At 60.2% G+C, this 19,812-nt stretch carries 18 protein-coding genes and 1 pseudogene; 15 read left to right on the forward strand and 4 right to left on the reverse strand.

Annotation, left to right across the window (positions count from 1 at the left end; translation table 11 throughout):
- The 15 genes from JNN07_24785 to JNN07_24855 form a co-directional block, all read left to right on the forward strand.
- A partial coding sequence (locus tag JNN07_24785) for a hypothetical protein (GenBank protein MBL9170972.1) occupies positions 1–232 on the forward strand: 232 nt, incomplete at its 5' end.
- A 158-nt stretch (positions 233–390) separates the two neighbouring features.
- Positions 391–780, forward strand: a complete 390-nt coding sequence (hisI, locus tag JNN07_24790; protein MBL9170973.1) for a phosphoribosyl-AMP cyclohydrolase — start codon at positions 391–393, stop codon at positions 778–780.
- Positions 777–1,316, forward strand: coding sequence for a hypothetical protein (locus tag JNN07_24795; protein ID MBL9170974.1), 540 nt, complete (start codon positions 777–779; stop codon positions 1,314–1,316). The genes hisI and JNN07_24795 overlap by 4 nt, the downstream gene beginning before the upstream one ends.
- A gap of 8 nt (positions 1,317–1,324) precedes the next feature.
- A complete protein-coding gene (gene trpE / locus JNN07_24800; GenBank protein ID MBL9170975.1) occupies positions 1,325–2,854 on the forward strand; it encodes an anthranilate synthase component I in 1,530 nt (509 codons plus the stop codon).
- Positions 2,855–2,861: 7 nt separating this feature from the next.
- Entirely contained in the window at positions 2,862–3,173 is a 312-nt protein-coding gene (locus JNN07_24805; protein ID MBL9170976.1) for a hypothetical protein, read from the forward strand.
- 9 nt (positions 3,174–3,182) lie between these two features.
- Positions 3,183–3,533 carry a hypothetical protein gene (locus JNN07_24810; GenBank protein MBL9170977.1) on the forward strand — a complete coding sequence of 117 codons (351 nt, stop codon included), beginning with the start codon at positions 3,183–3,185 and terminating at the stop codon, positions 3,531–3,533.
- A gap of 10 nt (positions 3,534–3,543) precedes the next feature.
- Complete coding sequence (locus JNN07_24815) at positions 3,544–3,726, forward strand: hypothetical protein (protein MBL9170978.1); 183 nt, start codon at positions 3,544–3,546, stop codon at positions 3,724–3,726.
- A 195-nt stretch (positions 3,727–3,921) separates the two neighbouring features.
- A complete protein-coding gene (locus tag JNN07_24820) occupies positions 3,922–5,271 on the forward strand; it encodes a glutamate--tRNA ligase (protein MBL9170979.1) in 1,350 nt (449 codons plus the stop codon).
- The gene (gene chrA, locus JNN07_24825) at positions 5,268–6,572 is read left to right on the forward strand and encodes a chromate efflux transporter (GenBank protein ID MBL9170980.1); all 1,305 of its coding nucleotides are present in this window, start codon (positions 5,268–5,270) and stop codon (positions 6,570–6,572) included. The genes JNN07_24820 and chrA overlap by 4 nt, the downstream gene beginning before the upstream one ends.
- A 24-nt stretch (positions 6,573–6,596) precedes the next feature.
- Positions 6,597–7,169, forward strand: coding sequence for a CDP-diacylglycerol--glycerol-3-phosphate 3-phosphatidyltransferase (gene pgsA, locus JNN07_24830; GenBank protein MBL9170981.1), 573 nt, complete (start codon positions 6,597–6,599; stop codon positions 7,167–7,169).
- Positions 7,170–7,223: 54 nt separating this feature from the next.
- Positions 7,224–8,150, forward strand: coding sequence for a hypothetical protein (locus tag JNN07_24835; protein ID MBL9170982.1), 927 nt, complete (start codon positions 7,224–7,226; stop codon positions 8,148–8,150).
- A 292-nt stretch (positions 8,151–8,442) separates the two neighbouring features.
- Complete coding sequence (gene folP, locus JNN07_24840; protein ID MBL9170983.1) at positions 8,443–9,297, forward strand: dihydropteroate synthase; 855 nt, start codon at positions 8,443–8,445, stop codon at positions 9,295–9,297.
- Positions 9,298–9,317: 20 nt separating this feature from the next.
- Positions 9,318–10,181: a TIGR00159 family protein gene (locus JNN07_24845; GenBank protein ID MBL9170984.1), complete on the forward strand. Its 864-nt coding sequence runs from the start codon at positions 9,318–9,320 to the stop codon at positions 10,179–10,181.
- A gap of 10 nt (positions 10,182–10,191) precedes the next feature.
- A complete protein-coding gene (locus tag JNN07_24850; GenBank protein ID MBL9170985.1) occupies positions 10,192–10,626 on the forward strand; it encodes a hypothetical protein in 435 nt (144 codons plus the stop codon).
- 76 nt (positions 10,627–10,702) lie between these two features.
- Positions 10,703–12,085 (forward strand): phosphoglucosamine mutase, encoded by a 1,383-nt coding sequence (locus tag JNN07_24855; protein ID MBL9170986.1) that lies wholly within the window; start codon positions 10,703–10,705, stop codon positions 12,083–12,085.
- 169 nt (positions 12,086–12,254) lie between these two features.
- Here the strand turns inward: JNN07_24855 and JNN07_24860 are convergent, their stop codons facing one another.
- The 4 genes and pseudogenes from JNN07_24860 to JNN07_24875 form a co-directional block, all read right to left on the reverse strand.
- Positions 12,255–14,036 (reverse strand): redoxin domain-containing protein, encoded by a 1,782-nt coding sequence (locus JNN07_24860; GenBank protein ID MBL9170987.1) that lies wholly within the window; start codon positions 14,034–14,036, stop codon positions 12,255–12,257.
- 522 nt (positions 14,037–14,558) lie between these two features.
- Positions 14,559–16,538, reverse strand: coding sequence for a selenocysteine-specific translation elongation factor (selB, locus tag JNN07_24865; GenBank protein ID MBL9170988.1), 1,980 nt, complete (start codon positions 16,536–16,538; stop codon positions 14,559–14,561).
- A 1-nt stretch (position 16,539) separates the two neighbouring features.
- A pseudogene (locus JNN07_24870) lies at positions 16,540–17,928 on the reverse strand (L-seryl-tRNA(Sec) selenium transferase).
- Between the two features lie 197 nt (positions 17,929–18,125).
- Positions 18,126–19,325 carry a hypothetical protein gene (locus tag JNN07_24875; GenBank protein MBL9170989.1) on the reverse strand — a complete coding sequence of 400 codons (1,200 nt, stop codon included), beginning with the start codon at positions 19,323–19,325 and terminating at the stop codon, positions 18,126–18,128.
- Positions 19,326–19,812 lie beyond the last annotated feature (487 nt).

A 19,812-nucleotide genomic window follows, 5' to 3' on the forward strand; every position in this document is an offset into this window, starting at 1 on the left:
CGAATGGACCTCCTTGCCCGAGCTGCGGGCCACGGTCAATCTGGTCTTCTCAGCACAGGAGGGCGAGCCTCCCACCCAGGGCTTCACCTCCTGGAGGGAACGCGGCGTCGCCGCCAGCCGCTGGACGATCGAGATCCTCGAAGCCGACCTCTTCAATCCCGATCACGTCGAAGACCTCGTCATCTACGTCAACCACACCGCCACTCCCCGCCAAAACTGCAAACCACAATAATCTCGAATCACGGTGCGGATTGGGTTGAGTCCGCTGTCGATCCTCCAACTTCTCCCCACCAACGAAGCTGGGAAGCCCCTGGGATAACCCACCCCACGGCTCCCTCCCCCTCGCCTCTGGCTTGCAATCGCCCCTTACCCTCTTAGTATTCCCCCCTTATGAGCTTTATTGAGAAGCTTAAATTTACGGCGGACGGTCTCATTCCGGCGATTGTTCAGGAACAGTCGACGGGACGGGTCCTCATGATGGCTTGGATGAACAAGGCCTCGCTGGAGACGACTCTGGCAACCGGCAAAACCCACTTCTGGAGCCGGTCGCGACAGAAGTTCTGGATGAAGGGCGAATCCAGCGGGCACGTGCAGGTGGTCAAGGATGTAGCCTTCGATTGCGACGGTGACACCCTGCTCATCCAGGTGGAGCAGACCGGGGCGGCCTGTCATGAGGGTTATCAGAGCTGCTTTTTCAGGTCGGTGGGTAACGACGGGACGAAGGTGGAAGTGACCGAGCCCCAGCTGGAAACGCCCGAGGCCATCTACGGCAAGAAGTGATGGAGGACATCGTGCCTTTGGGCGGGAGGGTTTGGTGGAGTTTGCTAGCCGTGCTCGGCCTGTCACGTGGCGCGGATCTGTTCAGCACCTGGGTGGCGACGCCGAGCCTGCTGCTGGAAGCCAATCCGATCGCCCGCTGGCTGGGGTGGCGGTGGGCTATTCCGCTGAATGTGGCCATTTCGGTGGGGTTCGCCTTTTTTCCCCTTCCCGCCATCATTTTGGGCACGACCAGCGCCTTGGTGGCCTCACGCAACTTCCAGCAGGCCTGGCTGATGCGCAGTTATGGGGAAGAAAATTATCGGGACTGGCAGGTTCAAAGGATTCAGGAAACGCCGCTTCGTCTGTTTCTCGGCTGTTTGGGCCTGCAGAACCTACTCGTCGGTGGTATCGGCCTGGCTTTGGCCTGGTCTTCCATGGTGGGTAACGAGATCCTCATTATCCCCTTTGGAATCGGCGTGGGTATCGTGGCGTATGCGGTTACTGTGACGTTTTACTCCCTGCTCGCGGTCCGTGGGATCCGTCGGGCGATGGTCTGAAAGGAATTATGTATTCACCGACTCTGGAAGAATTTCAAAAGCTGGCGGGCTCGGCAAATTTGATCCCAGTGGTGCGACGTCTGCTCGGAGACTTCGAAACGCCACTCTCGGCCTACACCAAGATTCGAGGGCAGGGCGACTCCTTCTTGTTCGAATCGGTCGAGGGCGGCGAGCACATCGGTCGCTACTCGTTCCTGGGCTGCAATCCTCGAGGCGTCATTCGCCAAACCGATTCGAAGGTCGAAGTGCTCGAGAACGGCAAGGTGAAGCAGACCTTTCTGATCAGCCCCGACGCGGCACCGGGCGACTCGGATCGAGTCAAAGACGGGCTGGTGGTGGTGGAGCGGATTCTCGGCAAATACCAGGCAGCGTCGGTTCCCGGACTACCCCGCTTTACCGGAGGCGCGGTGGGATTCATTGGATACGAGTTCATTCACGATGTGGAGCCCGTCGTGCCCCGTCCCCCGAAGGATGAACTGCATACTCCGGTTCTCTACTTTCTGATCGCCGACGAGTTGTTGATCTTTGATCGCGTGACCCAGACCATCACGGTCCTGGTCAATGCCTTTATCGAGCCGGGAACTTCGGCGGCGGTGGCCTACGAGGACGCGGTGGCGGAGGTGGACCGCCTGGTATCACTGCTCGAGCAGCCGACAGAGACGATCCCGGTGAATGTGCCTCCCTCGACTCCCGAGGTTCCCTTTGTCTCGAACCAAGCCCCGGAGACCTTTTACGCCAATGTGCGCAAGGCGAAGGAGTACATCACGGCAGGAGACATCATTCAGATCGTGGGATCGCAGCGGTTCTCGACCTCGATTAAGGCATCGCCCTCTGATTTGTATCGGGCGGCGCGGATGATCAATCCCTCGCCCTATATGTTCCTGCTGGAGCTGCAAGGCTTCTCGCTGGTGGGGGCTTCACCGGAGATCCATGTTCGTTGCGAGGAAGGGAAGGTGGAGATTCGCCCGATTGCCGGCACCCGACGTCGCGGGCGCACGGCCGAGGAAGATTTGGCACTCGAGAAGGAACTCTTAGCCGATCCCAAGGAGCGCGCTGAACACGTGATGCTGGTGGATTTGGCTCGGAATGACATCGGTCGCGTTTGCGACTTCGGATCCGTCCACGTGCGCGACCTGATGATCATCGAACGCTACAGTCATGTGATGCATATTGTGTCCCAAGTGGAGGGCAAGCTGAGCCAGGGTCGGACGCCTTACGACTTGATGCGGGCGACCTTCCCGGCGGGGACGCTGAGCGGGGCACCGAAGATCCGGGCCATGCAGCTCATCTCCCAGCTCGAGGGTACGCAGCGAGGCCCCTATGGCGGCTGCGTGGGGTACTTTTCGTTCAACGGCAATCTGGATTGCTGCATTACCATTCGCACCGCCTTGCTCAAGGACGGGAAGGCTTATGTGCAGGCGGGCGGCGGATGGGTGAATGACTCCACGCCGGAGGATGAGTTTCAAGAGACGGTCAACAAATCCAAAGCGATGCTCAAGGCCGTTGCGCTCGCCGAGAATTTCCACTCTCAGGTCTAACGTGTCTTTGCAGGGCAAAAAGTTGGGTGTGCTGATCTCCGTGGCTCCGGGCCACGCGAACTTCGTCCATGGAGTTCGCACTGCCGAGGCGGCTTTGGAGAAAGGGGCCACCGTGTATCTTTACTGCATTGATGAGGCGGTGCGCGGGGTGGACGATGCGCTCCTCCAGTCTTTGCGCGCCCGCGGACTGATTCTTTACGCCTGCGCTTACGGCGCACAGCAACGGCGCATCCCCCTGACCGACCGGGCGACCTTTGCCGGGCTCACGTTGGTGAACGATTTGATGGTGGGCACTGACCGGTTTTTGAGTTTCAACTGAGCGAGCACCATGAAACCCAGCGCATTGTTCATCATCACCGGCGATCCCCGGAAGGACGGGCGGACGGCGGAGGCAATCCGTATCGCGGCCGGCGTGGGCACTTGGAAGAAGGTGGACGTGACCGTTTATCTTCGCGATGCGGCGGTCTTGGCACTCAGCGAGTATCCCGACGAGCTGGTGGATGAGGATAACTTCACTCGTTATTTCCCGATCGTGGGCGAGTTTGGGCGTCCGGTGTATGTCCAGCGTGGCGCGGCGCTTTTGGGTGAGCTGGGGGAGGCCACCTTGCCTTACGAGGAAATCGATGACCAGCAGCTGGCCGAGCTATGCGCGCGGAATCGGTATGTCCTGCGCTTTTGAGGAATCTGTCATGGCCCAACGCTTACATCTGATCACCCAACCGCAGGATTCACTGGCCCAGGAAGTGGTACGTCAGCATCTCCAGGCCGAGGGCGAATCGCAGGTGCGGGTGATCGATCTGACGGCGGGAACGGTGGACTACGCCGCGTTGGTCGACGCGATCTTCGCCTCGGATTCGGTGCAAGTGTGGTAGTGTGGGCCGGGGAATCGTCCGTCACGGACGACGCTACAATTGTAGTGTGGGCCGTACCGGCCCATCGGCATCGATTTTTCAACTCCCGGGCTTGCCTCCCCCGTTCCTCCCGATAGCTTGATGGCGGCACCCAGGACGCCGGTCTGATCGTCCATTTCGCGGGCGTGGCCCGGGTTGGTGTGCCAGCCTAATACCATGAATGTTCGAGTCCGATTCGCTCCTAGCCCGACGGGGTTCCTCCATATTGGAGGGGCCCGCACAGCGCTCTTCAACTGGCTGTACGCACGTCACACCGGCGGCAAGTTTGTGCTCCGGGTGGAAGATACCGACGCGGCGCGTAACACCCAGGAAGCGGTGAATGTGATTTTGGACGGGTTGCGCTGGTTAGGATTGGATTGGGACGAGGGACCGATCACTCCGGATGCCACCGGGCCCTGCAAGGGGGACCGTGGACCCTACTTCCAGTCGCAGAGGAAGGATTTGTACCGCAAGCTGGTCGAGGCTCTGTTGGCGAGCGGCTCGGCCTATGAAGCCGATGGCGCTGTGAAGTTCAAGATGACGCGCGAGCCGATCACCATCGATGATTTGGTGGTGGGCAAGGTCGTGCGGCCGTTGACCGATCGGGAGGAGATGGACCCGGACTTTGTGATCGTTCGGTCCGACGGGGAACCGGTTTTCCATCTGGTGAACGTTATCGACGATATGGAGATGGGAATCACCCACGTCATTCGCGGTGAGGATCACCTGAGCAACACGGCCAAGCACATCGCCCTGTTCCGCGCCTTTGGAGTGCAGCCTCCGAAGTACGCCCATATCCCGCTTATTCTGAATGGGGACGGCTCCAAGATGAGCAAGCGCGATCAGGGCGCTTCGTTGATGAGCTATCGAAACGACGGTTATGCTCCGGAAGCGGTGCTGAACTATCTTTGTTTGCTGGGCTGGTCCTCGAAGGACAACCAGGAGGTGTTTTCGATCAACGAAGTGGTTGAGCGGTTCGATCTGCCTCAGATTCTGCGTCACAATGCGAAGTTCGATCCCAAGCGTGAGAAACTCGATTGGCTGAACTTCGAGCACCTGCGTCGGATGGATACCGATCGTTTCAACGAGGGGACAGTCCACGCTTTGGAAAGCGCGGGCGTTCAGACCGGTGGTTTTGATTTGGACTATGTCAAAGCTGCCTTGGCCACGTGCAAGGACAAGCTCAAGAAGTTTACGGACGCGCCTGGCTACATTGGATTTTACTTCCAGGATCGCATCGAGACGGACCCCCTCGAGTTGCCCAAGTTGATGGTTCCCGAAAATCAGGCGCGACTGCGCCGTCTGCGGGAGGCGTTTGCAGGGTCGACGGCGTTCGATGCGGCGAGTTTGGAGGCTGCGCTCAAGGCGGTTGCCTCTGAGCTGGCACTCAAAGCTGGGCCGCTCGTTCATCCCGTGCGGGTGGCGATGACTGGCAAAGCTTCGGGACCGAGCCTTTACCATCTTATGGAGGTGTTGGGTCGGGAGCGTGTGCTGGCCCGCATCGATGCCGTGCTGGCTCGCTTTTGAACGTCATTCCTATCGACAGTTCGAATCCACCCCGTCCCTTGGGCGGCTCGGTCCGGTTTCGTGAGGCCTTGGCTTTTTGGTGCAAGCTGGGGTTGATCAGCTTTGGTGGGCCGGCGGGCCAGATCGCGATCATGCATGAAGAGGTGGTGGTCCGCCGCCGCTGGATCTCGGAGGCGGAGTTTTCCGATGCGCTCAACTTCTGCATGCTGCTGCCGGGTCCGGAAGCCCAACAACTGGCCACTTACCTCGGCTGGCTGCTGCATCGAACTAAGGGTGCGCTGGCGGCCGGGATCCTGTTCGTCGCTCCTTCGGCGCTCCTGCTCTGGCTGATCAGCTGGAGCTACGTGACGTGGGGATCGCGCCCATCGTTCATGGGTGTGTTGGTGGGTTTGAAGGCCGCCGTGTTGGCGGTCGTGATCCTGGCGATTCTTCGGCTGGGAAAGCGTTCGCTTCGAACCCTGTTCCACGCGTGTCTAGCGCTGACCGCTTTTCTGGGGCTTTGGGTGGGCAATATCCCCTTCCCCTGGCTGGTCCTGGGTGCAGCGGTGCTGGGTGGCCTCCGCCAGCGGCTCTCCGGTTCCCCTCCTGATGTTCCATCGCCCCTCGGACCCACCTCCACGGGCCACTGGGCTCGATCCGGTCGAGTGCTGGGGGTTGGAGCGATCCTCTGGTGGTCTCCCGTGCTAGCCCTCGGTTTCGTGCTGGGATGGTCTCATGTCCTGGTGCGTGAAGGGGTCTTCTTTGCGAAAGCGGCTTTGGTGACCTTTGGGGGAGCTTACGCGGTTCTCCCGTATGTGGCCCAGCAAGCGGTCGAACAGTTTGGCTGGTTGACTGGCCCGCAAATGACCGATGGGCTGGCCTTTGCGGAGACCACGCCGGGCCCGCTGATCATGGTCCTCCAGTTCGTCGGCTTCATGGGTGGATGGAACCATCCGGGCACCTTGCCCCCACTGGTGGCCGCTACTCTGGGAGCTGCCATCACCACCTGGACCACGTTTGTTCCAAGTTTCATTTGGATTCTGTTGGGTGCACCCTATCTGGCGCAGCGGCGGCGGCATCCGGTACTGGAAGCCGCCCTGGCGGCGGTGACTGCGGCGGTGGTGGGTGTGATACTGCATCTAGCGGTTTGGTTTGCCCTGGAAACCCTGCGGTCTGGTCCGCCGACCCAGGGTTGGCTAGTGGCAGGCCTAGCGGTGTTGGCTGGCGTCGCGCTCAGCTGGGGTCGATGTCCGGTTCCGCTCGTGGTGCTCGGCTGCGGAATGCTGGGATTTCTCTTGCGGTCGTTGGGCGTTCCGCTGTGATGGCTGCGGAGTGTGACCTCGAACATGACCCTCGCCAACCAAATCACCATCGCACGGATTTTGCTGGTTCCCTTCTTTGTGGTGCAGGCGCTCTATTACACGACGCAGGGCGATGAATGGCATCGGTGGGCTGCGATTCTTTCCTTTCTGGTGGCTGCGGCCAGCGACGGGTTGGATGGGTATGTCGCCCGGAGGTTCAACCAACGCACGGAGCTAGGCGCGTTGCTCGATCCCTTGGCCGACAAGCTCCTGCTCGTTTCCTCGGTGATCCTGTTGAGCTTCTCGAATGACGCACGTCTGCCGCGCTTTCCGCTCTGGTATGGGGGGATCGTGTTGGGGCGGGACCTGATGCTGGTGGGTGGACTGGCGGTGATGCATTACCTGAACTTGAAGGCCCAGGTGCAGCCCATCCTCTTGGGAAAGCTGGCCACGGTCTTGCAGATGGTGTGCATTATATGGGCGCTGTTCAAGTGGCCGGAGGGTCCTTGGAGCTGGCTGCTGATCGCCAGTGGCGCCTGCACCGCCTTTTCCGGGCTTTACTACCTGCGAAACGGCCTGCAGCAGGCGGCGGCCGGTGCCGGGCAGTCCAAGCTTTGAGGGAACACGGCCACAGGATTGACAGGCAGGGCGGCGTGGCTGGAGGATGGTGCTGTGGCGCGCATTTATGACCTGGTGATGACGCACAAGCTCGACACGGATGATTTGTTCCTTCACCGCGTTCAGTTCCATTGTGCGCGACTGGGTTTAAACTTCTTTTTGATCGAACCCGCCTGGGTCGGGGCGTTTTTTGACCGGCTGGCCAGCGGTGAGATTTGGGCGCGGGTGCTGCTCAACATGCACAGCGAACACCATCGTCCCGAGGATCCCTTCACTCGACTGGTCCACCTGGCGGCCAGCCAGCACACCCAGGTAATCGATCCACCCGACGTCGCCCTAGCGGCGTTTGACAAGGCCAAGTTCCATCAGCGGTTGTTAGGCACCGACATTCGGGTTCCCTACACGGTGGTGGTTCCGGGTGCCAAAGTGGAGGGGTTTCGTCTGACCGACGAGGTCCGCGCGGAGCTAGGCCAGCCGTTCGTGATCAAGCCCAGCTTGGGATACGGGCGTCGGGGTGTGATCATCAACGCCACCTCGGAGGCGGACCTTCTGAAATCCGCAGCCGACTGGCCCGGGAGCGATTATCTCCTCCAAAAACTCATGGTGCCCCGCACCATCCTCGAGACGCCGGCCTATTTTAGGGTCTACTTCGCTTTTGGGAAGATCTGGTGCAACTGGTGGAATTGCTATACAGACCGTTCGAAGCCGGTAACCCCGGAGGACCGCGAACAGTGGGGGTTGCTTCCCCTGGAGGATATTGTGCGCAAGCTGGCGGAGCTCAGCCAGATGAAGTTCTTTTCCACCGAAATCCTGTTAGCTCCGGATGGCAGCTTTGTGGTGATCGATTACATCAACGATCAGTGCCACATGCTCAGCCAAAGCGCCAACCCGCAGATCGGCGTGCCGGATGAGGTGGTGGCCGGGATTGCCGAGCGTCTGGTTCAAGGCGCGCAGGAGCTCATGGGTCGGGCTACCCGCTAGTGTAGTGTCCTCTAAGCGGGCATAATGCCACGGGCCGGAGCCTGGGCCGCTGGCCCAGGCTGGGATGGGGTCGGGCCGGTGGTCCTTGGAGCCCCAGCACCAACGGTGCGTTCCATCCCAGCCTGGGGTGAAGCCCCAGGAAAACGTCCACCACACCGGCAAGGGCTGAAGGCCCGCCCCCTCAGGCTCGCCGCCTCAATGAGACCGGCTGGTTTCATCAACGCGCCCCTACCCAAGAGCCCAGTTCGAGGTTATCCTGTGCTTGTCGGCAGCCTCATGCCGGCCGATGCTTATTCCAATGCGATTGCGCGCCTGCCGCTTTGAATTTCAGTTCCCGCGTTCCCCCCTGATCATGGGGATTCTGAACGTGACCCCGGATTCATTTTCAGATGGGGGACAGTTTCTGGATGCGCAGGCTGCGGTGGCACAGGGACTGAGGATGGTGGAGGAGGGTGCCGATATGATTGATATCGGCGGCGAATCTACCCGACCGGGTGCTGCTCCGGTCACGGAGGCGGAGGAGCTGGCTCGGGTGCTGCCGGTTATTCGGAGTTTGGCCGGGAGGGTGACGATTCCCATCTCGATCGATACGGTCAAGCCGGGCGTTGCCGAGGCCGCCTTGGACGCCGGTGCGGTCGTGGTGAACGATGTGGCGGCTCGGCGAGATGACGAGGCGCTCTGGCGGATTGCGGCCCGCTTCGGGGCCGGCTATGTGGCGATGCATATGCAGGGTGATCCAGCCACGATGCAGGGCTCTCCTCATTATGAGTCTGTCGTTAATGAGGTGGATCAGTTTTTTGGGGAGCGTTTGGATCGATTGGGCGCTTGCGGTTTATCCCGTGACCAGGTCATCTTGGATCCCGGCATTGGGTTCGGCAAAACCGTCGAGCACAACCTGCAGCTCCTAGTCGGGGTGAAGCGGTTCGCTGGATGGCAGCGTCCCCTCCTCCTCGGGGTTTCCCGCAAATCGTTCATAGGCAAGCTGACTGGGGCAGCGGATCCGACTCATCGTTTGCCCGGGTCCCTGGCGGGTGCGGTGTGGGGCTATTTGGAAGGTGTGCAGCTATTTCGGGTTCATGACGTAGCTGCTACTCGGCAAGCGTTGCGAATGGCGGAGGCCATTCGGGCGGCCGGAACGGTTTCATGAACCGCGTTGCGTCTGATGGGATGAGCTGGCATCTGTTCAAAGACATCGTAAAACCCGCCGTGGAGATTGGGATCCTGGCGGTAGGGATTTACTATGTACTGAACTTTGTGCGGGGCACGCGTGGAGCGGCTGTGTTTACCGGCTTCCTGGTGATTGCTCTTACCCTTCTCGCGGTGACTACCTTCCTCCATCTCCAGGTCCTCCAATGGATCTTGGGAACGTTCACCACGATCTTTGCGTTCGCTGTCATCGTCCTCTTTCAGCCCGAGATCCGACGCCTGCTGGCTCAGGTGGGTGCCAACCTCCAGGTGTTCAATCCGGTGCAGGATCAGCGAGAAAACATCGAAGTGATCATCCAGACCGTGGAGCGTCTGGCGGAGGTCAAAATTGGAGCGCTGATCGCTTTGGAGCAGTCGGTTCAATTGGTCGACTTGGTGGAGTCCAGCGTGCCGATCGACACTCTGGCCACTCCCGAGATGTTCGAGACTATCTTTTTTCCCAACAACGCGATCCACGATGGCGGCGTCATCATGAAGGGGAATCGGATCACCCACGCTGCCTGTATCTTTCCGCTGACCGGACGACAGGATCTCAGCAAGTCGATGGGAACCCGTCATCGGGCAGCCATTGGTCTGAGCGAGGAGGCGGATTGTATTGTCATCGTGGTTTCGGAGGAGACCGGGATGATCTCCTACGCCTACCATGGCCAGTTGGTGCGCGGTCTGACCCTGGAATCGTTGCGCGCATTCCTCACCTCGGTGCTCATCAAGAGCGGTCCCGAGACCCCGTCGATGTGGTGGACGCGGGTATCAGGATCTCTCAAATCTCGACCGGCCATCGTACAGGCTCCGGCTCCGCCGCCGGTCCCGCCGGTGGGAAAATAGCCCCTTCGACATGAGCGACTTTTTCCTCAGGAACTTCTGGCTCAAGCTGGCCTCCTTGATTTTGGCCACCCTGATCTGGCTTACCGTCCAGGCCAATTTGGACAAAGAGACCCGGGGGGTTTACCCGGACGCGAATTTGTCCGATGAACTAGATAAGCGTGTGGTCACGCAAAAACGGTTCGAGTTGCCTGTGACGATCCTCTCCGAGGGGAGCAACTCGGCTATTTATCGTTCCATTCCGACGAATGTGACGGTGACCTTCAGCGGTGAGGCCGTGAAAATCAATGGTTTGGAAGAGCGGGAGTTGTTGGCCTTTGTGGATGCCGGTGGGGTCACCGATCCACAGCATGAGGTATTCCCGGTCTTGGTCAACGCCCCTTCCGGCGTGAGCCTCCTGCGGGTCATCCCGCCGGTCATCCGATTGAAGCTTGCGCCCAAGCCCTAGTTGGATTTTGTTGTCCTAGTTTCGAGCTCGTCGCAACCAGAATCAATCATCCTTGATCTTTGCTCCAACCCGTCCCATGAAGCCGAATCCCAAAATCTTTGGAACCGATGGCGTCCGCGGCACCGCGAACATCGAGCCGGTCACGGCAGAAACCGCCCTGAAACTTGGCCGAGCTGCCGGCCATGTCTTCAAGAATCTGGAATCGCAGCCCCGCGGCCACGAACGCCACAAAATTGTCATCGGCAAGGATACCCGTCTCTCGGGCTACATGCTGGAGAACGCCATCTCGTCGGGAGTCTTGTCTCTCGGCGTCGATGTGCTGTTCATCGGACCGCTGCCCACACCGGGCGTCGCCTATGTCACTCGTAGTCTTCGGGCAGATGCGGGGATTGTGATCACCGCTTCCCACAATCCTTACGACGACAATGGCATCAAGTTTTTTGGCCCGGATGGTTACAAGCTGGCCGATAACATCGAGCTGGGCATTGAGCAGCTGGTATTCAGCGGCGATATTGAGTCGATTCGGCCGACGGCCGGTTCCATCGGCAAAGCAGTCCGCATCGAGGATGCGTTGGGCCGATATATCGAGTATGCCAAGAGCTCCATTCCGCGCGGGTTGACCCTCGACGGATTGAGAATCGTGCTCGATTGCGGAAATGGCGCTTCCTACAAGTCTTCGCCTTGCGTGCTCCGCGAGCTAGGCGCCGAAGTGTTTGTGATCGGTAATCAACCCGACGGCACCAACATCAACAAGGAATGCGGATCGATGTATCCGGAGCTCATGTGCCAAAAGGTGCGGGAGCATCGGGCCGACATCGGTATCGCTCATGATGGCGACGCCGATCGAGTGCTGCTCTGCGATGAGCGCGGAGTCTTGATCGACGGCGACGACATTCTGGCGATTGCCGCGATGGATTTGATGGCCAACGATGCGCTTGCGCATCGCACAGTGGTGGCAACGGTGATGAGCAACGCGGGTTTGGATGTGACCATTCGGAAGATGGGCGGTCACGTGATTCGGACTCCGGTCGGAGACAAGCATGTCATTGATGAGATGCAGCGCGGCGGATTCAATCTGGGAGGAGAGCAGAGCGGGCACTTGATCTTTGGCGACCATAGCACCACGGGCGATGGTTTGGTGGCCGCCCTCCAGATCCTTCGGATTATGAAGACCCGAGGTGTTCCGTTGTCGAAGATGGCTGCCTGCTGGAGCCGCTATCCCCAAAAAGTGACCAACATTCGCGTGAAGGAGAAACGTCCGTTTGAGCAATTGGACGGAGTGCTCGATCTGGTCACCCAGGCTGAGACCGCCGTCAAGTCCGATGGCGGACGTGTGCTGCTGCGCTATTCGGGCACGGAGCCGAAGGCGCGATTGTTAATTGAGGGTCGGGATGTCAGCACCTTGGACACTTGGTCCAAAAAAATCGCCGACGCGATCAAGTCCCAGGTCGGCGCCTAGCAGCCTGTGGGACTTGTCCCCACCGGAGCTGGGTCCGATTTTGAACCTCTGCTGCACTGAGGAATGACACAGGAAACGTCGCGACAGGCTGCTAGGAGGCACTGCGTGCGGGAGGACAGACGACTCTTGATATCCAGAGGATTGGGAAATGAATTTCCTGGAGAGCCTGTCACTTCAGCGCTGCGGTCTGTTTGGGGGCCTCGGGATCCCACGCGACGTTGTACCATCCGAGGAACATCTCGTCGAAGGATTGGTCACCCCAGTGCACGGCCTTCTTGGGATCAGGGTTGGCCGGATTATGTGGGGAGTTGTCGTAGCCTCCACTAATCATCACCCAGGTGCCGGGCGCAATTTTTCGAGGCTTCTCCAGCTCATAGGTCCGCTGCCAGTTGAAGTCGTAGCGCGGCACGGAGCACAGCAGTTCCCGTTTTCCATTGGGGAGCAGGGCTTCGAACTTCATCCACTTGCCTCTCAGATGCATGTGCGGCGTCACGCTGTAGAGCGTGGCTCCCTTCTTGAAACAGTACAGGGCCTGGGTTTTGGAATCCGGGTCTCCCGGTGGGATTTCGAAGGTAAAGTCGACCAGCGGCACCGCTTCGAATCGTGAGGCCGGTTTCTCCGGCAGCAGGTACAGGCCGATCTCGGTTTGATCGGTTTGCTCAGTGCCATTGGGCGTGTAGTGCATTTCGACATCGAAACGTGCCTGGGCTGGTATGTATTTGCCAGTGTTGGTGGGGAACCATCCTTGGGTCGTACCGGGGGCCCATCCGACCAGCATCTCTGTTTGTCCGACTGCATCCCGTTTGCCGCCTTCCTTCAGTCGGCCGATAACGTGGTGCACCACCTTGAGATTCCCAGGCTTGACCCAGATAGCTCCCAGCCAGGCTTCTTTAGCGTTGCCGGCGGGAACTTCGATGTGGCGATAGTCGAGCACCCCGCTAGCCGGGATCGTTTCCGGTTTGGGTAACTTCAAGATGATGTCCGGTTGGCCCAGGGGCCACTCGGGTTGGCCAGCCACCTGCCGACCCTCCAACGGATCAGGCCCTTCGCCGCGGGGGGATCCCTGGTGGATCCACCGCAACAGGGTTTGTGCCTCGGCTACGGTGAGGGATTGGTCATTCCGAAAACGGCCGACGTGCGGATCGGCGTCCCAGGGTGGCATTCGGCGGGTGATCAGGGTTTCCTCGATCATGGAAGACATGCTCTTGATCTTGCGGTGTCCGCTCATCGCCCAGGAACCCACGTTACCCGCGCTGTGGCACTCCACACACTTGGCCAACAGAATCGGAGCGACGGCTTTGCTGTAGCTGACCGGCGCATCATCTGGGCCTTCGCCTCCGTCGAAATGGATGAGGCAACCTCGGGCCACGGTTTTCGCGATGGCGACCGGGCTGTTCGCGAGGAAGCTGGTCAAAGCCTGTTCGAGATAGTGCACCTCCGCGGCAGGCTTCTGCGCGCCTTCGACCATTTGATCGTCCAGAGCTCCACGATAGAAGGGAACCCAGTCCTTGGTGCTGATCGCCACGATTTCGGCGGTGCGCCGTACACGGAGATGACGAGCCACGCCTTGAGTATCATCCTTGAGTACCGGCAGGTGCCAAACGCCCAGCTCTCGGGCCTCCTTCGAGATCTCTTCCCGCGTGTCGCCCGGACTGGAGTTGATCAGCAAGAATTTCACCCCGTCGGTTGAGAACCGTTCGCTGAGGGCCTTGAACTTTCTGACGTTCTGACGAACGACTGGACAACCGTTGGCGGTAAAAAAGAGCACTACTGCCTTTCCACCCGCGCGGCGGAGTTCATGAAGACGCCCTTGATGGTCGATCAGTGCGAAGTTCATTACCTCGGACGGAGCGACGGCGGCCACGCCTGATGCCGGAGCTGTGGGAGCGGTTTCGCCGCGAGCGTACATGCTTCCAACGACGAGCAAGGTCAGCAACGTTAGAGTCTTCATAGCTTTTTGGAATTCTGTCCGATCTGTACGATCCACTTCGACCGTAGCCCCGACGACGAGTTCCGGCTGAACACAGGTGTGTTCTAACGGGGGACTCATATTTAGAGAAATAGCAGGAACGGTGCCTCCAGATCGAGATGAATTTGAACTAGCAGGAAACACCGCCGCCGAGAACCCACCGGGGTTCAAAGAGATTACGGGGCGTGGAGCGTAGCGACACCCCCGGGCTGTCGCCCCTCATTCAACAGCACCCTGAAAGGCGTGCCACCAGGCCCCAGTGGATTGACGAACGGGTCAGGTTCCCTTGGCAGGGGGTGAGGCAGGCTGCAAGAGCCGGTGGCATCGCTGCGCGATGCTCCGTAATTTTAACAGTTCCGGGGGTGCCAGCACCCCCGTATAGCCTAATGTCTGTGAACCCTGCGGGTTCGGGCCCCCGGCCCCCAAGGTGAGAAACTCCCGTATTACCCACCTTGTTTAGTCCCTGTTTTGAAGGCAAAGCTGCGTCAGTTCACTTAGACGGTGTTAGACTGTTTTTGGGCCGACAATGCGGACGTCTTCCCGACGGACAGTGACGCGCTCGCGATCCAGTTTCTCAAGCAGCGGCAGGGCGGTTCGACGAGTCGTTCCCAGCAGGTCCCGGAGTTCGGCGACCGTGGCCTGTCCCTTCTGAACCAAGTGATGCCGAACAGCCTGCGCCGCGCGTCGGTAGACCTCGGTCAGCAATACCAGGTCGGAGTTCAGTTCGGTGACTTCCCCCGTCTGAATCAGGAACCGGAGCACTTTTTGAGAGGTCGCATCCGGAGCCAGCTCCTTTCGAAAGGGCGGATCCAACGGTCTTTGCTTGAGGCTGTTACGAATTCGCAGGTCGGTCGGACGCAGCTCTGGTGGGAGGGTGGGACGGACGGATTGGCGCTTGATAAAGCTTCCCTCCTGGCGGAGGTCGGTTCGACAGAGATCGGTCAGAAACAGAGGCCATAGGGCTTCCGGCCCCAAGTCCTGGCCCAGGTGTTGGCGTAAGAGCAGGGTTGCGGCTCCGGGTAGTTCAGGATGCAGCTTCATCTGTTGCTCGATCCAGGCCACGGAGCGCTGGTGGAGTGTGTCCCACCAGGACTTCAAGATCACCCAGCCCCCTCGCTCCACGGCCATGGGGGCTGTGGGGTTGGTGAGAGCCGCGATCGCCGCCGCGATTGCTGGCTCGGTAAATTGACTCTGGGCCAGCAAACCTTGCCGGGGCAGGGCCAAGTCCCGATCCAAATAAGTTCTCAATACCTTTTCGACCGAGGTTGGTGTTTCGGACAATCGCTCCAAAAAGTGCGCCTGGTCCGCTCGTTTGCGGCGAGAGCGACCGGGGGCTGGAACCAAGACTAAACCACCCGCCAGCGTGGCGCGTTGCGCCCAGTCCCGAAGGATGAATCGGTCGCCCATCAGGCAGAACAAGGGCGACTCCAGGTGAAGCCTGGCTACCGTATGCGCTCCGGCTTCCAAACGGTCGGTGGGCAGTAGGTCGAGGCGCGCCGCCACCTGCGTGGAGCCGTGATGTACCCAGACCCGGGCTCGTTGTTTCAAGGGGTCCGCCCCACGGGCATTGGCTCGGTTCAGTCGATGGGACCGTTGGAGCTTCACCTCGAGAACTCGACTCGGCTGGCCGAGGGGTTCAATGGTGACGACGTCGCCGCGACGGATTCCCTCGGCTCCGACGGTGGTGACATCTTCTCGAGTCGCCCGAGGTATCGGGAGATTGGCGGCGGTCCGTTGGCCTGGAGCGGTGACTGAAGTGGGAAGCCCATGGCTTTGGAGAGATCGGATCTTAGTCCTTACCCCCGCAGGCTGGACGACGACCTCCTGGCCTTCCCGCAGACGGCCGCCAATCAGTGTCCCGGTGACCACCGTGCCGATGCCCGGTAGCGTAAACACACGGTCGACCGGCAACCGCGGCTTCTCCTGATCGAAAGCAGGCGGACGTGCAGCCAGCAGTCGGATCAGTTCGGCCTTGAGCTCCGCTAGTCCCTGCCCGGTGACCACTGAGGTTGGGATCTGTTGGGCATGGCCGAACGCTGAACCGCTGAGGGAGGTTGCAATGCTCTGTTGGACTGAGCTGAGATCCGATACGAGGTCGCATTTGGTCAGCACGACGATTGCCTCGGTGATGCCGAGATAGGAGAGGATCTGGAGATGCTCTTCGGTTTGGGGCATCCAGCCGTCCTCTGCCGAGATGATGAGCAAAGCGAGATCGATGCCCCCGACCCCTGCAACCATGTTGGCGGCGAAGTCCTCGTGACCGGGCACATCAACGATACCCAGAGACAACCGGTCTTCGGGTCCTGGCGAAGTCGAGGGCAGGGGCAGTTCGAGCCGAGCAAAGCCCAAGTCGATGGTGATTTGGCGGGCTTTCTCCTCGGGAAGCCGATCGGGGTCGACGCCCGTCAAGGCTTTGACGAGGGAACTTTTGCCATGATCGACGTGGCCCGCCGTAGCGATCGTAAAATGGCGGGGTTGGGTCATGTCATGACGCGGGGTTTGAGCAGCTGGCCTGGCGGATGGCTTCCACTAACAACCGATCCTGTTCGGGGAAGACGGTGCGCAGGTCGAGGCAGAATCGGTTCCGTTCGACATAGCCCACCACTGGGGGGTGTCCGGACCGGAACCGTCCTGCGATTTTGGCTGGGGGCAGGTTGGAGATCTGCACCTGGATTGCCACCGAAGGCAAGGCGGAGCGTGGCAACGTCCCGCCTCCCACCTGGCAGGAGGCAGGGTGGATATGGAGCGTCACGTCGGGGGCCTGAACCGCTGCGGCGATAGCCTGGGCCCTCTCCGTCAGGCCTTCCACGGAGGCGGACAGGAGGCGAGCGAGTGGCAGCGTGGCGAGAAGATCGGATGCGGAGGCCGCCTTGAGGTACAAATCCACAGTGGCCTGAAGCGCCGTGAGCACCAGTTTGTCGCAGCGCAGGGCGCGGAACAATGGGTTTCGCTTAAGGGTTCCCACCCGACGTGCGTTGCCTGCGACGATGCCGGCTTGCGGGCCTCCGAGCAGTTTGTCTCCGCTGAAGCAGATCAGATCCGCTCCCTGTTTGAGAACCTCGGCCGGGGTGGGCTCGTGCTCGAGCCCGGCGAACTGGGCGGTGTTCAGGACCGCCCCGCTGCCCAGATCCTCCGCGAGCGGCACTCGATGCTTGCGGGCGAGCGAACTCAGCTCGCGGGTGCTGACCGACTCAACGAAGCCATCCATGATGAAGTTGCTGCGATGGACCTTGAGAATCAGGGCCGTCTTGGCAGACACCGCCTTGGCATAGTCCGGCAGGGTGGTGCGGTTGGTGGTTCCCACCTCGCGCAAGACTGCGCCCGCCGATTCGAGGATCTCGGGAATGCGGAACCCTCCGCCGATCTGAACCAGCTCCCCGCGGGAGATGATGACCTCCGGTCTGGCCTTGGTGATCAGTCCATGCAGGATAAGGAAGAGTCCGGCAGCGCAGTTGTTGACTACCAAAGCGGCGTCACTACCGCAGAGCAACGCTAAGTTATGTTCAACGTAGGAACCACGGGAGCCGCGTTCCCCGTTCGACAAATCGAACTCCAGACTGTTATACGCGCTGTTGTTTGACTGGAGATCCTCCAAAGCGCAGGGAGCTAAGGGAGCACGTCCCAAATTGGTATGGATGACCACTCCGGCAGCGTTGATGACCGGCTGGATCCGTTGTTGGTCGAACCGGTGAACTGCCGATCGGATCCCTGCGAGGATTTCGGGGAGCGGCGGGATCTGGCCCGAGTCTCGGAGGTCGCCCAGTGCTTTTCGAATCACGGCCGCCAGGGCCGGGCGCGGGACATGGGGGAATTCGACCTCCAGAGGCAGGATGACCTTTTCGACCGAGGGCAATTGACGCAGGTGGCTTCTCATCCGGGAAGAGTGATTAGGAAGGCGCGGGCTTGCGCGCTTACCACCGAGTCGGTGCTGCGTGTACGGGCAGGAGCGCTTCTCTACTCACTCGGCATCTACGGGCTTCTGAGGGCTGCATGCGCCGAATATCGGCGGCGCATGCTGAGAATCAACCTGAAAAGGTTAACCCACCCGTACTTGGAGAGTGCATCCCCCGCTTAAAACCGGCGCTTAGGGGGCTCCATCATGGATGGAGTAATCAGATTGCGGGAGGAGTCCAGGCTACGGAAGGACTGATTGTTATTGGCCTGCGGGCCATAAGAGCTGGGGCGATTCAGGTCGTAGTAGTTGCCAAAGCCGGAGGCGCCGGGCGCGCGACCGATATCGGCTGCCCCGTTCAGGCCCAAGCCGTCGCGTCCGCCTGCCACGGGACGCAGCCCGGCCTGGAGCGGATCGTTGAAGGCGCCGGGAGACGATCCAGGAGACAAGGGAGACGGGCCCGCCTCCACCGGGGCTGCCGGTTTCGGTACGCGTGACACGTTCAGAAAGTCTCTGAATTCCTGGCGGCGCAGCGCACCGGGATCACGGTCAGTGGAGCTACGGGAGTTGTTTCCGAAGAGTTCGTTCAACCCGAGTTCGGATCCGCGGCCTGCTTTGGCGTCGGCCCCGGGCTGGAACAGCTCCTTCATGCTGAGGGCGCTGTATTGATGAGTGCTCGTGGAGCGATCCGCCCCCGTGCGGCGCGTCGGGGACAGGCTGTCACGGGTGGCTCCTTCTTCTCGGAGCTTGCGCGCCACTTGGGCCCGGGTGGCGTCGTCCATCTGGCTCGGATCCGTCAGATCCTTGCCACTGGTCGCGGTGGACGCGGTGGTGGAATTCTTGGTGCCATATTCCCACCATTCACGCTTCTTCAGGTCCTGCTTTAGCTCCCACTTGTCCTTGAAGGCGTCATCCTGGGTGGATTTTTCACGGTCCTGATTCAGCTTGTCCTGGTCGACAAACATCCAGTTCTCCTTGGCTTCAACTCGATCCTTGAGGCGAAGGTAATCCTGGCGAGTCATGCTCGGCTCACTGGGAGGCGCACTCATGGGGGCATCGGGCGCCCGTCCGGAGAGGCGAACTCGCTGGTCGAGCAGCCCCGGCTCCAGGTTGAGGCTTTTGACCAGGGAAAGCTTCTTGAGATCCTCGGACTTCAACGCGTCCCCTTGGGCAACCGTAGGGGCTGGGACGGAAGGCAGGCGGGAGGCCTGAACCGTCGTGCGATTCGTGGGGTTCTCCGACGTTGTTGCGGGGGGCAAGCTAGCTGCCGAGACTGGCGCGGTTTCTCCGCCACCCCAAGACACCGATGCCAACACGGCACACCCAAAGGCTGCCGCCAACATTGAGGCACCGATCGAAAGTTTACTTCTTACATCCATACGCAACGTATCCTACAACTTATCCTCTCACACCGGCTGAGTGAAGGCAAAGGCTCCCCTGATTACCGATCTCAAGCGCTCGGCCAAACACGAGCCTTCCTATCACTGACCCAATATATCGTCGACCGTTCGAAGAAAAACCCAAATGTTAAGTGCGGTCTACTTTGGTCCGGATCGGGGATTCGCGGAGGGTAACAGGCCTGGAAGCGCGCAGAGAAGGGTTCTGGCGCTGTTGATTAGATGTAACCTGTTGATAAATAGTTATATGAGCCGATGTTCTGCAGGAACGTCCGCTGCGCTCGGGGCTGGGGAATCGTCCAGCATGGACGACGCTACAATGGAGTGTGGGCCGTCTCGGCCCATGGGGGTGTGGGAGGGGACGGCCGAATGCATCACACAAAGCCACAAAGCCACGAAGCTTTCCGGAGAGAAGGGAGAGAGACAGTGTTGCCCGCAGACCACACGGAGGAAAACTCGGCTTTGATCC

The organism is Verrucomicrobiales bacterium (genome assembly GCA_016793885.1).
GTDB lineage: Bacteria > Verrucomicrobiota > Verrucomicrobiia > Limisphaerales > UBA11320 > UBA11320.

What these genes read in the sequence shown, in the direction of transcription:
- hisI (MBL9170973.1), top strand. Translation starts at nt 391, where the DNA reads ATGAGCTTTATTGAGAAGCTTAAATTTACGGCGGACGGTCTCATTCCG.
- trpE (MBL9170975.1), top strand. Translation starts at nt 1,325, where the DNA reads ATGTATTCACCGACTCTGGAAGAATTTCAAAAGCTGGCGGGCTCGGCA.
- JNN07_24810 (MBL9170977.1), top strand. Translation starts at nt 3,183, where the DNA reads ATGAAACCCAGCGCATTGTTCATCATCACCGGCGATCCCCGGAAGGAC.
- JNN07_24815 (MBL9170978.1), top strand. Translation starts at nt 3,544, where the DNA reads ATGGCCCAACGCTTACATCTGATCACCCAACCGCAGGATTCACTGGCC.
- JNN07_24820 (MBL9170979.1), top strand. Translation starts at nt 3,922, where the DNA reads ATGAATGTTCGAGTCCGATTCGCTCCTAGCCCGACGGGGTTCCTCCAT.
- pgsA (MBL9170981.1), top strand. Translation starts at nt 6,597, where the DNA reads ATGACCCTCGCCAACCAAATCACCATCGCACGGATTTTGCTGGTTCCC.
- JNN07_24845 (MBL9170984.1), top strand. Translation starts at nt 9,318, where the DNA reads ATGAGCTGGCATCTGTTCAAAGACATCGTAAAACCCGCCGTGGAGATT.
- JNN07_24850 (MBL9170985.1), top strand. Translation starts at nt 10,192, where the DNA reads ATGAGCGACTTTTTCCTCAGGAACTTCTGGCTCAAGCTGGCCTCCTTG.
- JNN07_24855 (MBL9170986.1), top strand. Translation starts at nt 10,703, where the DNA reads ATGAAGCCGAATCCCAAAATCTTTGGAACCGATGGCGTCCGCGGCACC.
- JNN07_24860 (MBL9170987.1), bottom strand. Translation starts at nt 14,036, where the DNA reads ATGAAGACTCTAACGTTGCTGACCTTGCTCGTCGTTGGAAGCATGTAC.
- selB (MBL9170988.1), bottom strand. Translation starts at nt 16,538, where the DNA reads ATGACCCAACCCCGCCATTTTACGATCGCTACGGCGGGCCACGTCGAT.
- JNN07_24875 (MBL9170989.1), bottom strand. Translation starts at nt 19,325, where the DNA reads ATGGATGTAAGAAGTAAACTTTCGATCGGTGCCTCAATGTTGGCGGCA.